This is a genomic window from Chryseobacterium geocarposphaerae, assembly GCF_002797535.1.
In the GTDB taxonomy this organism is placed as follows: domain Bacteria; phylum Bacteroidota; class Bacteroidia; order Flavobacteriales; family Weeksellaceae; genus Chryseobacterium; species Chryseobacterium geocarposphaerae.
This window is the reverse complement of the sequence record NZ_PGFD01000001.1, coordinates 648,080-660,943: the sequence shown is the minus strand read 5'-3', so window position 1 is coordinate 660,943 and position 12,864 is coordinate 648,080. Positions and strand designations below refer to the sequence as shown.

9 protein-coding genes are annotated in these 12,864 nt (G+C 34.7%); 3 read left to right on the top strand and 6 right to left on the bottom strand.

What is annotated here, in order from left to right:
* Positions 1-221: 221 nt before the first annotated feature.
* The 3 genes from CLV73_RS02840 to CLV73_RS02830 all read right to left on the bottom strand — a co-directional run bounded on the left by CLV73_RS02840 (position 222) and on the right by CLV73_RS02830 (position 2,480).
* Positions 222-530, bottom strand: a complete 309-nt coding sequence (locus CLV73_RS02840; protein WP_100375367.1) for a GIY-YIG nuclease family protein — start codon at positions 528-530, stop codon at positions 222-224.
* A 383-nt stretch (positions 531-913) separates the two neighbouring features.
* The gene (locus CLV73_RS02835; protein ID WP_100375366.1) at positions 914-1,648 is read right to left on the bottom strand and encodes a DNA-binding domain-containing protein; all 735 of its coding nucleotides are present in this window, start codon (positions 1,646-1,648) and stop codon (positions 914-916) included.
* 229 nt (positions 1,649-1,877) lie between these two features.
* The gene (locus CLV73_RS02830; RefSeq protein WP_100375365.1) at positions 1,878-2,480 is read right to left on the bottom strand and encodes a hypothetical protein; all 603 of its coding nucleotides are present in this window, start codon (positions 2,478-2,480) and stop codon (positions 1,878-1,880) included.
* 745 nt (positions 2,481-3,225) lie between these two features.
* Here CLV73_RS02830 and CLV73_RS19085 point away from each other — a divergent pair.
* Complete coding sequence (locus tag CLV73_RS19085; RefSeq protein WP_228424191.1) at positions 3,226-3,978, top strand: helix-turn-helix domain-containing protein; 753 nt, start codon at positions 3,226-3,228, stop codon at positions 3,976-3,978.
* A 106-nt stretch (positions 3,979-4,084) separates the two neighbouring features.
* Here the strand turns inward: CLV73_RS19085 and CLV73_RS02820 are convergent, their stop codons facing one another.
* Together CLV73_RS02820 and CLV73_RS19080 are read right to left on the bottom strand one after the other, a co-directional pair.
* A complete protein-coding gene (locus tag CLV73_RS02820; RefSeq protein ID WP_100375364.1) occupies positions 4,085-5,773 on the bottom strand; it encodes an AraC family transcriptional regulator in 1,689 nt (562 codons plus the stop codon).
* A gap of 54 nt (positions 5,774-5,827) precedes the next feature.
* On the bottom strand, positions 5,828-7,354 hold the full coding sequence (locus tag CLV73_RS19080) for a helix-turn-helix domain-containing protein (protein WP_228424189.1): 1,527 nt from the start codon (positions 7,352-7,354) through the stop codon (positions 5,828-5,830).
* A gap of 539 nt (positions 7,355-7,893) precedes the next feature.
* On the opposite strand from CLV73_RS19080, the gene CLV73_RS02810 reads away from it, so the two are divergent.
* On the top strand, positions 7,894-8,382 hold the full coding sequence (locus tag CLV73_RS02810) for a hypothetical protein (protein ID WP_100375363.1): 489 nt from the start codon (positions 7,894-7,896) through the stop codon (positions 8,380-8,382).
* A 323-nt stretch (positions 8,383-8,705) separates the two neighbouring features.
* Positions 8,706-10,811, top strand: a complete 2,106-nt coding sequence (locus CLV73_RS02805) for a S8 family peptidase (protein ID WP_100375362.1) — start codon at positions 8,706-8,708, stop codon at positions 10,809-10,811.
* Positions 10,812-11,707: 896 nt separating this feature from the next.
* Here CLV73_RS02805 and CLV73_RS02800 read toward each other — a convergent pair.
* Positions 11,708-12,526, bottom strand: a complete 819-nt coding sequence (locus CLV73_RS02800) for a helix-turn-helix domain-containing protein (protein WP_100375361.1) — start codon at positions 12,524-12,526, stop codon at positions 11,708-11,710.
* Between the last annotated feature and the right edge of the window lie 338 nt (positions 12,527-12,864).

Sequence of the window (12,864 nt, the reverse complement as noted above, 5' to 3'; positions counted from 1 at the left end):
GTGTCCTTTGAAAGAGTTCCTTACCTAGGGTGACACGACTGTCATATTGAGCTTGTCGAAATATCTTTCTCATGAGATCCCTCAGTTCCTCGGGATGACAGAGTGCTCTTTAAAAGAGTTCTTTTCCTCAGATGAAAGTAGCTTATGGATGGCAACCCATTATGCCGGAGATTCTCTTATTTTATTGAACCATTGAAGACCTTTTTTTACCTTGTTAATTCTCATATTTCATTATTTAAAAATTTCCATTCAGGATTAAATTCATTGATTAGTATTTCTTTCTTTTCTCTTCTCCATCCTTTCAGCTGCTTTTCTCTCTTGATAGCTTCATCTATATCTTTAAAATCTTCATAGTAGATCAGATGACAGCAGCTATACTTGTGCGTGAAATGCCGGGTAACCGGATCTGGGTTTTGGTGCCAGTATAACCTTTCTTTCAAGCTGTTGGTAACACCTATGTATAAAACCGTTTTGTTTTTGTTGGTAAGGATGTAGATATAGTAGTTATGTGTTCCTTTGGTTTTATACATGGTTTTCTTTTTTATAGATCCTTCGGCTGTTCCGCTACGCTGTACGCTCAGGATGACAGGGGGTTACCTTATTATCGCTTTGTCATGCTGACGAAGGAAGCATCTTTCCATCATGAGATCCCTCGGTTCCTCGGGATGACAGGGTCTCTCTTTAAGAAATTTCCTTTCTGAGATGGATACCTCTGTCATATTGAGCTTGTCGAAATATCTTTCAACAGATCCCTCGGTTCCTCGGGATGATATGGTTCCAATGACATGGTTTATTATTATATTTATTAAAACCGTCCTGCTTTAGCCCTTAGTATCGCCCGAGTGGCCCCTCTAGTACAACCCGGATGCAAGTTCTTGTATCGAGCGAATGCAGCATATTGGATGATGAAGATTTATTCTACAGTAAGCTCTTTTTTCAACTCTGTGGTTCGAGGCTCTTTCAGTAAATTACTTCCCCCTGAATACTGAGTAACGACTTCCAACTGATAAGTACCCGGTTGAAGATCCGGGATTACTACAATAAGCTCGGAAGGATTATTGGTAACGATATCATTTATCTCTACCTGTGTACGAGTGCTGGTGGAGGTATTCACGAAGAATATCCCGTTCGCCGGGTTTTCTCCTGCTATTTTAATCTTGTTTCCACTGATTTTCAGGTTTTTTCCCGGTGTCAGAAGATCGTTCACCGTGCCGCTTTTAACATCAGTCACCTGCAGAATGATAGAAGATGAGTCTGCCACTCCCAGAATATTGATTTCAATATTCGGAATTTCTGCTCTTAACTTTTCCCCCTGATTAAACTGAAAAAGAATGGTATGTTTATCACTGTTGAAGGTCTCGGAAGGGCTGTCAAATACTCCACGGATCAGTGTACCTGCCGTGAAATACCCTGTATTAATGGAATACCCATCACAAAGCTGGTACGCCATTTCTTTCAGGAACAGCTCGGTAGCATGCTCCATCGCTGCAGCAGTTACATCAGCCCCGCCACGATTAACTGCAGCTTCACAGATTTGTTTTACATTGAGTGAACGCTCGCTCACAGTGCGGGCTATAAAATCGTTGGGATTATCTTTAGTAAGAAAGTTATCGTATAGATATGCTTTAATTTTGTGTAAAATAGGCATTTGTGTTGTGTTTTATATAGTTAATCATCTAGACATAAGACAGATAATAGTTCAGAACTTATATTCAGAATTTTATGATAAATGACAATAGATAAGTTATACAAGGATATCAGCCAGTAAATTCTCTATGCGTGACACAATATGGATAGGATAAGTTTTAGACTAACCCACTACATACTGTTATTTATGTGATTCCTGTACTGCTGATGATTTTGTAAATTCTCTTACCTTAAAAATTAAAATAAGGAGGAGGACGGGTAAGAATACGCTCTTCAAAAATATCTTTTATGGAAGATGGTATATAGGAATGGGGCGGATTTGTATTTAAAAACGGAACAATCAAGACGTCTGTAACATGAGTTTGTACGCCCAGTTTTAAGGTCTGATGTACCGTAATTGTTGCTACTGCAGATGTGTTTTTGCCCAGGCTGAAAGATTCTTCCGAAGGATGAGTGGAAAGTACTACAGAGATTTCAGGCTTTGGAAGTTTCGTTTCTGCTTTTTGCCTGGCTTCCTTTTTTTTAACTGCCGTTTTTTTCTTTTTAGGGAATGTTTTGGGAGTGATTTTCTCCGTAACAGGAGAATCGGTAATGGTCTGTGTGATATTTTCCATTCCGTATACGAAAGCTCCTTTCTGAATATACAGAACAGCTTCTGGCTGAGCTTCTTTTTGGACATTTATGGAATCGGCTAATGCCTCCGAATCTGTTGCCACAAATGCAAACAATGGATTCGAAAAGAGAAGGAATCCCCACAAAAAAAAGAAACCCAATTTCCACGGGATACCTTCCGGCCTCACATTGATGAAATTTGGGTTCTCATTTTTTCTCATTACAAGTGGTTTTACAGTTTTTCATCATAAGTAAGAAGGGAACATATCTCCTTATGAAGTGAAGCAATATTACACGGATATTTGCCGGAAAAAAAAGAAATGATGCCATTTTTTCTGAAATCATTCATTAAAAAACCTCTATTTAAAAATCATATCCATCTGAATATTAAAATCTTAACCTCATTAACCTGAAAGAATGGCGGCCCGTAACCGTTATGTAGTAAATAATACCGAAATCTATTGTCTGCATATGTGAGAAGTAAAAATCGCTTTGCAATTTTTTATTAGAAATAAAATCTTTCTATAATCATGTTTAGTCTACCTATAAATTAGCCCATCACTTTTTGAGTATATATCCTGATAAAGGGATTTTTCATTGCTATCCCCATCTTTTAAAAACCATCAAAGATAATTTCTAAGGTATGAAAAGCGAAAGTAAGTATGGAATAATCCCAGAAATCAATGGTGGAAAATCCTGTAGACAACAATTCATTGTAAATGGCTATTTTACAAATAAAGAATACTGTTTTTTAGTTCTTTACATAAAATAATCGTGGAATTATCTCAGAATAAATTCCATGTAGGTTTTCCGTAATACCTATTGAGGGTGTTATTTTTGGCTTGCAAAATTAGTTGATCTATTCCGTTTGCTCTACACCAACACTATTCACTAAGAACTATGTACTGTCATTTTCTGTTTTATCTAAAGGATTTTTTTCTTATCAAAGGAAAAATACATCGCCGTTTGCTACTCCGCATAGCCTTCCTGTTAGGTTTAACAGTTTTTCTGTGTTCTTTTCAGGTACAGGCCCAGAATCTTGGCTCTTCCCCCTATCTTTTAGCGCATGAAAAGAATAGTCTAGTAGTTCCCTTAACTTTTTTTATTACCGGAGATTCTAATAATGCTCCTAAGATAACGGCTAAAGTGGTTAGCCTGTGCTCTATGGGGTTATTATTTGTTGTACTGCTTCTGGCCTATCGGGTGAAGGAAAAAGGTTCATCCATCATTATAAAATACATTTCTCATCTGTTTCAAAAACAAAGTGATGATAAGAATGTTTCTTTACAGGATTCCCAGACTACTGACCTTTCCAGCAATCCCATGAGAACGATTCATTCCATCTCTGCCGAAACCTATAATGCTATTATAAAAAAAATCAACAAATTCGAGAAATCTGAAAAGTTCTTAAGGAAAGACATCAATCTTACCTGGCTCTCCAATCACCTGAATACGAATACCAAATACCTTTCGGAAGTCATCAAAAACCATACGGGTAAAAACTTCAACGGGTATATCAACGGGCTCCGTATCCGGTATATTATTAATAAACTAACTGAAATACCAGTTTACAGGGGCTATAAAATCAGTTATCTCGCTGAGGAATGCGGGTTTGCCTCTCCACAGGTATTTGCGATCGCTTTTAAGAAAGAAATGGGCATGACTCCCTCTCATTTTATAGACCAGCTTAAGAATGAAGTGCATGACGCTATTCCATAATTTTTTTTGCCTGTGTCAGTGCTTACAAAACCAAAGTAGTGAGATAATCCTATCAAATAAAAAACGAAGCCAATTAGGCTTCGCTTTTATTATTTATTTTATGCTTTTATAAAAGACTGTCTTCAGATATCAGGATATTTACCTTATCTTCTTTCAGATTCTGTATAAAATAGGAAGGGGGTAACCCGTTGATTTTTTTGAAAGCTATAACAAAAACCTGTGGAGAGGCAAACCCGCATTCCTCTGCGAGATAACTGATCTTGTATTCCCTGTATTTGGGTTCATTATACAGCTTATGAACAATATAATTAATTCTTAAACTGTTGATGTAATGGTTAAAATTCTGGAATTTTTTGTTTTTAATAACCTCCGAAAGATATTTGGTATTGGTGTTTAACTGAACTGCCAACGAGCTGATGGTAAGATCTTTTTTAAGATATTTCTCCGATTTCTCAAAAGCTGTTAATTTTTTCTGGATTTTTGCTTCCGTATCAGGAGAAAGTATATTCTTATCGATAACAGACTGCAAGTCATCGTTGGATTCTTCTCCTGTATTGTCCAGATCTGTTTCTTCACTTGTTTCTTCAACCTGATCCTTTTTCTCATTTTTCAGGTTTACCAACATTTCTTCGTACTTTTTTCGAAGTGCTTTATTTTTCTTTCTCCACAGAATAGCAGTAATAAGCCCGGCAATCAACGCTAAAATTCCGGTGATCATCCATTGTTTCTTTGAGCTTTGTTTGTTTTCATCATTTACCTCCTTTACCATTTTTTTCATGGTGATATCAGCTTCTTTTTTCTCCGCTAAAGAGAGACTGTCTTTAAGATAGGTATATTTGTCCATATAGAATCCTGATTTTTCCTTATCCCCTATTTCCCTATAGGAGTCAGCAAGAAATTCAAAGGATTCTACCCGGTGAGCAGGATTTTTATTTACATTTTCTAATTTCAGCGCACGTTCGGCGTAATCAATAGATTTATGATATTCTTTTTTTTCCAGATACAACCAGCTTACCTGGTTCAGCATCATTATTCTATTGTCTGCAGGAATCTCATATTTTTTACTCTCATGTATTTTTAAGCCTTCTAAAAGATATTTTTCCGCAGATTCTAAATTTTCTTTAGTATCCTCAGGTTCCAGATATAACATTCCCAGACGCATATAAGTATAGGCAATATGATCATATTTCACGTTTTTTCTTATTGCCTCACTGTTATCACTGACCTGTTTTGCCATTTCAAGACTTTTCTTATAAGTATATAGCAATGAATCCCTTAACAAATTAATATCACCACCTCGCTTGAGTTCATAATTTAACGCCATATTCTCATAGCATACAGATAGCTGATATAACCTTGTATCCCTATCTTCGATGGTCTCTGCATAACTGATTGCCTTTTTAAGATCTTTCAAGCTCGCATCATTCAGCCCTAAATATCCCAGTGCAAGCGAAGTACTTTGGTATATCCCAGAAATATATCCATAAGTATCTTTTTTATTTTTGGCTACTTTTTTCAGCTGATCTCCCAATCTAAGCTGTTCCTTATATCGGTATTGCCTTCCATATAGTTTGATCAGGTAATTGCCGCTAATCAGAATCCCAAGATCGTAGCCCAGCTTTTCGGATTCTGCTTTTAGCTCAAGTAATCGAGCTTCTTTTTGCTTAGGATCAATATTTGATGTTAATGAAAATTTGTCTAGTTTATCTTTAATGGCAACTTCGGCAGGGGTATTTTGAGCCCAAACCATAAAAGAGGAAAAGAGAAAAAGGAAGAAGCATAAATATTTTCTCATGAGATTTGATTCTAGAAGATTATAAAAAACGGTTTAATTAATTACAGTTCAGGCTTATACCGGAATATTCACCTTATCCTCTTTCAGATTCTGTATAAAATAGGAAGGTGTTAATCCGTTGATTTTTTTGAAAGCTATGACAAAAACCTGTGAAGAGGCATACCCGCATTCTTCCGCCAAATAGCTGATCTTGTATTCCCTGTATTTCGGTTCATTATACAGCTTATGAACGATATAATTGATCCTTAAGTTATTGATGTAATGGTTAAAGTTCTGGGATGTGTTATTTTTAATAACCTCAGAAAGATATTTTGTATTGGTGTTTAACTGGGCTGCCAATGAGCTGATGGTAAGATCTTTTTTAAGATATTTCTCCGATTTTTCAAAGGCAGCTAATTTTTTCAGGATTCTAGCTTCTGTATCAGCAGAAATAGTATTTTTATTACTAATAGCCTGTAAGTCGTCGTTGGATTCTTCTATATTGTCCAAGTCTATTCCTTCATTGTCCTCTTTCATATAAACGTCCTTCTCATTTTTCAGGTTTATCATAATCTGCTCATATTTTCTTCGAAGCGCATTATTTTTCTTTCTCCACAGAATAGCAGTAATAAGCCCTGCAACCAAGGCTAAAACTCCGGTGATGATCCATTGCTTTTTTGCGCTTTCTTTATTTTCATCCTCTACTTTTTTTACCATTTTTTTCATGGTGGTATTGGCATTTGATCTATTAGCAATATTTAAACTATCTTTAAGATTAGCGTATTTTCGCATATAGAATTTTGATTTTTCTTTTTCACCAATTTCCATATAGGAGGTAGCCAAAAATTCAAAAGATTCTACTCTAGAACTAGGACGCTTTTGTTTTTTTTCTAATTGCAATGCATAATTTGCATAATCAATTGATTTTTGATACTCTTTTTTTTCAAGATAAAGCCAGCTTAATTGATTTTGAAGTGTAGTTTCTTCGCGTGGAGATATAACTTTTTTACTCTCCTGAAGATTTTTGGCTTTCAAAAGGTTTTTTTCTGCCAATGCCAAGTTTCCTTTTTCATTAGAATATTCTAAATAAAATATACCTAATCTAATATAGGTGTCAATAATCTCTTTATATTTAAGGTTATTAGGAATTTCTTTATTGTTATCTCTGATTTTTTCTGCTGTTTCCAGAGATTGATTAAGATAATATAAAGTTGAATCCTTATATATTTTTTTCTCATCTATATTGTTCATATTATTATAATAAGAATGCATATCCATATAAGACTGAGCCATTCTTAAATACCTTCTGTCTGGATTCTTTATTGTTTTTGCAAACCTAATGGCTATTTCAATATCTTTCTTGCTCTCATCATCAAGTCCTAGATACATTAAGGCAAGTGCTTGTTTTTGGTAGATACTCGATATAACTCCAGTAGGATCTTCTTTTTTATTATCAATTATTTTCTTCAACTGATTTCCCAGCTCTATAATTTCTTTATTCCTATCCTGCTTATTGTACACGGTCATTAAGAAATCACTACTCAGGAAAATTCCTTTTTCATAAGATAATTTTTCAGATATCACTTTTAACTGAAGTAACATATCTTCTTGCCGTTTTAAACTTATTGAAGGATCAGCATTCTTAAGATATTGAAGCTTCTTATCAATCATTTCCTCGGATAATGATCCTGCTGAATTTATATTTTGTGCAAAAGCATTACAAAAAAAAATCAAAAAAAGAAATAAGCTGAAATATTTTCTCATTAGATATAAAAAATTAAGAAAGTGCTTTAAAGAGGATTTATCAATACCACACAAAAATACGATAAAAACATATATAGTCTATCGACCAACTACTAATTACAGATATTTACTCTATTGTATTTAAGTTTTTCAGATAATTATTTTACATTATCTGAATATCATATATATTTGGATATATACATTTCTTTATTATGTTATGACTCAAACCATAAGATATTGAAATATTACAAGAAGTTTTCTAGCAATAAAAAGCTTAATTTCTTACAGTATTCAAGTGTTTTTTAAATTGTTTTAAAGTTTATTACTTTTAAAATGTCAGGCATCACAAAATAAATTGGTTTTAAAATTGTTTTGTAGATGAAATAATATATCTAAAGATGAGAAATGTAAGTTTAGTAATGGCCATGTCAATCGGATTATTTGTGACAACAACAGGCACCTTCAACGCCCAGCGACATGAAGATGATAAAAGGTATTGGAAAGTCCGTAAGGAGGCCGATAAGGAAAGGGATAAATATTATAAGGAACGTAATAAAGAAAGAGATAAGTATTACAAAGAGGCTTATAAAGAGAGAAAGGAATATTATAAAGAAGGCCATAAACACGGTTTTCCAAGATGGGCAGAAGTCCACAGATATGATTCACGCCATCACGTGTACTTCAGGGATTACAATACTTTTTATGACCCTTACCGCAGAGGCTATGTATTCCAGGATCGCGGAAGATGGAGATTTTCACCGGAAGTTCCGTCATTCTTAGTCGGAATTGATCTTGGAAGAGTCCAAATCCGTATTATAAAAGATATCCCGATCAGTCGCCATCCGGAAGATTTTTATTATGACTACGAGGAAGATTACTGGGATTAGCCATAAGTATATTTTATCAAAGCCATCCAATTTGGGTGGCTTTTACTATACACATAAACAACAAAATACAATATTTAATTAATTATTAATTACAGAAATAAAATATTATTGATTAATTCGGAAAATAAATAAATCTGATCAGGAAATTTGAAATTATAGAAAGAAAATGACCTGTAATTTAGCCTTAACAAATAAAAGCTCCATTAAAAAAACATCCCCTCAAATTAAATGATTGTCACAATTAAAAATGGAGCCCTATTTATCAGAGAACTGATTAAACAATGAATTTAATAATTATACTAACCCTCTAAAAAACTAAGTTTATGAAGAAACATTTACTTTTAATAAGCACATTAGCTGTTACTTTAATCAGTGCACAGAATAATGAAGCTTTAAAAAAAGAATTTGCAAGGCAAAACAAAGAAAATAACGAAAAGTTTGACGCTTATATTTCAAGAGTATATGGAACAAGCATTAATCCTGAAGAGCAAAAAGAGATCGGAAAGCTAAGAGCCTCTCTAGCCGGATTCAATTTCGGAATCCCTTACTTTCTGAAATCTCATGATACCCGGCAGCTCCTTAACGCCAATTCCGATCTGTTGAATACAGCAGGAAACATTACCGGATTAGCGGGAGCTTTCAATGGTGAAAATATCAAATATACCGTATTTGACGGAGGACGGGTGTATTCCACGCACGTATCTTTCAATAATGCATCCGGAAGAATTACCAATAAAGAAGCATCTACAGAAAGTTTTTCCGACCATGCCACAGGAGTGAGTAGCTTTATCGGCGGAAGAGATGTGACTTTATCGAGTAATAATGTCCCGGTAGGAAACGCTAGAGGAGTTGCCGTCAATTCCACAATAGACAGTTATATGTTTGACACCACCACTTTACCGGGGAATAGCACAACAAGTACGGTATTTCAGAAAATACTGATCGCCCAGCCCAATATTTCCAATCATTCTTATGGAATTGATACCGGATGGATCGAAGAGTATGATGCCAGCGGAAATCTGGATTACTTTCTGTACAACGGCTTTAAGTCCGGCAACACATTCTATGATTACCAGGGAACGTACAACACCGATGATCGGAACTATGATATGATTGTTTATAATAATCCAGCTTATATCATTGTAAAGTCTGCAGGAAATTCTTTTGGATCAGGCCCCGGAGGAACCGGCTCTACAGCTCCCAAATATTACAGAACAGGAGCAGGAACAGTTTCTTTTAGTAGTACAGATACATTACCCCAAAACAATTGTGCTTTAGGGTACGATTGCATTGGCAGTGGTTCCCTGGCAAAGAACATCATCGTAGTTGGAGCCACCAATATAATAACAGGCAATAACAACCGTTATAGTACCGCCGCTGATGTCGTTCATTCCAGCTACAGCAGTGCGGGACCAAGAGATGACGGAGGAATAAAGCCGGATATTTCTACAGTAGGAACAAACGTTTTTTATGCCGCAACCGTTAACAGTGCCGGAAATTCGACCTGGGCAGCAGGCAGCGGCACCTCTTTTTCAGGACCTATTGTAACAGGTGTTATCGGACTCTGGACCCAAATCCATAAGCAATTGTTCAATAATGCATTACTTAATGCTGCTTCAGCAAAAGTACTTACTATTCACTCTGCATCAGAAGCCGGCAATCTCGGGCCGGATCCTCATTTTGGCTGGGGTTTTATCAATGCCAAAAAAGGCGCTGAACTGCTTATTGGAAAATCTAATAACACAGTGATCTTTAAAGATGAAACGTTAACAAGTGGTGGAAAAAATTCTACAACGGTTAAAGCTTCAGGTTCAGAACCTCTGAAGGTAACAATCAGCTGGATTGATCCTCAATATAATATCAATTTCCAGTCTGTATCTGATGTTTTTAACAATAGAACATCCAGGCTTGTTAACGATCTTGATGTAAGAATAATCGATACAACAGACAATACTGTTTATTATCCATGGAGGCTTAATGCCAATAGTCCGATGACACCGGCTACTAAAGCAGACAACACCGTGGATAATGTTGAACAGGTTGTATTGGATGCTCCTGTAGCAGGAAGGAGTTACAGAATAGAGGTTACCAATAAAGGGACATTGGTAAATAATTCAGGAACTTCTGCACCTCAAAACTACTCTATTATCGTCACCGGATTTAACGAAGTATTGGGGACCAAAGATATCGCAAGCTCAGATCATGAAATCACTATTGCTCCAACACTTACTAAAGACATCATTAATATCTTAAAAGCTCAGAGAAAATCAGCTTTTACAGTGTATGATCTGTCTGGCAAGAAGCTGCAAAGCGGAGTCATCAGTAATGATAAGGAAACGGTTGATGTTTCATCTTATACAAAAGGAATTTATATGGTAGAAGTAAAAACAGATAAGGGCACAGTTTCCAAAAAGATTATCAAAGAGTAAACACTCATAGTAATATCATAACAAAAGACAGAATACTAGGAAATCTTAGTATTCTGTTGCTATAATAAAGATAAATCAATTCTTAAGGTTGGTTCAGGTGACTCAAGGGTTTCCCTGAAATATCCGGTTCAGCAAGTATATGTACTTCACTGCAAGGCTTTTCTTTATTTCCCATAGTAGTATAAGAAGTTTAGAATCTTCAATACAGTTCACTACTTTACTTTCTTAATAATTATATTTAAATGAATAGCATACAACAAAAGACGGGACAAGCCCGTCTCGACTAATAAAAAGATAAAAACTTCATCTTTGCAACTTTAATGTATATTCCCGGTACCTAAATAAAAATATTGCCTTTTATCAGATCCGTTAAAAGCAGAATATAACATACCTGTACCATTATAAAGCGAAATCTTTATTTTCTTGATACCCGTAAAGTATTTTAGAACTGACAGAATGAATATCAATTACGATATAATAATCCGACCTTTATATACTTTGCGTTGGACTCATTTTTATTTTATTATTTTATTTACTAAGCAAAATTACCGGTCATTTTCTTTCTATAATTTCAAATTTCCTGATCAGATTTATAGATTTTCCGAATAAACAGCTTTTTATATACAACTTAAATCAATAAAAAAGACGGATAATTCCGTCTCGTGTTTAACTAATCTATAAAAATCTCTTGCTATAATCAAGATTTTTATTGGGTTACAGAAATGAAAAGACTGCTACAGTAAATGGTTCCCCTCCATTTCAGTCCTTTTAATAAGGATAAATTTATCAATGGTCAGTCATATATTTCTTTAGTTTGATATACCAAAACTACGCTGAATTTTTGTATAAAAGTTTCAAATTTCCCGAACGGATTTATCAATTCCCTGAAATATTATTCAGATAATGCTTTTAATATCTATATTAAGCTGCTTAGGTGTTTTTCCGGTATTTTTCTTAATAAAAGAACTGAAATTAGACGGACTGTTAAAGTTTAATTCATATCCTATTTCTACAATAGAATGCGTACCCAGCAACATCAGTCTTTTTGTTTCTTTAACGACTTCTTCATTAATCAGGTTCAACGGAGTCTTCCCAAAATTCAGTTTACAATGATAGTTTAATGTATCAACGCTTACATACAGCATATTGGCATAATCCACAACATTTCTTTTATCTTTTATGTGCACACTCAGCAGCTCCAGAAAACGGGCAGCAAGCTTCGTGTTCTTTGTTTGGGTTACATTATGCTTTTCGATCAAGTGTATCAGAATAATTTGGAGATAGCTGTAAGATTTGAAAATAGCCATGCTGGATGCTCCTTCCTCCTTAATTATTTTATCCATATGCTCTATCAAAGAATACAAATGAAAAAAATCCGTCTCCGAAATCTCAACTTTAGGCTGCTTAAATAAAAGATGATGAAATTCTAAAGGAAACATATGGGCAAATATATCTTTCCCAAACTGAACAATCTTCCCTTCAGCAAGATCCCTGTTAAGCAAGTGAACCTGCCCGGGCTGTATCATAAATATAGAAAGATCTTCGAGTTTAAACCTTTGATCATCTATTAATTGAGAACCACCTCCTTTTTGAATAAAAAGGATCTCAAAATAATCATGCTTGTGTATTTTCGTAAAATCATACGGATTATTATAATCCAGTGATTCAACAAATAAAAGTTTGCTTGGATGTTCTAAAGATACAATCTTCATCATGTTTAATCATTAGTTAATTAGCAATATTAATCTCCTGAGTCTTATAAAAATTGTAAGAAAACGAAGCCTACTTACGAAATTGCCCAAGCATCTGATGAAATATGAACCTGATCATTGATCATCAATTCTTCATGCATAGTTTTTTTAATAGGATGATTACAAAAAAATCCACTCAATCCCACCACATCATTTTTACCATTCTACAGAAACACCCTTTTATTTTTAATGGCATTTATTTAATTTATCATATAAATAAACCAATAAACCCCAATTTCAATACAGCAATTAAACAAAAAAAGTAAAATTATTTCAAAAAAACAAATATTTGGATCACAAAA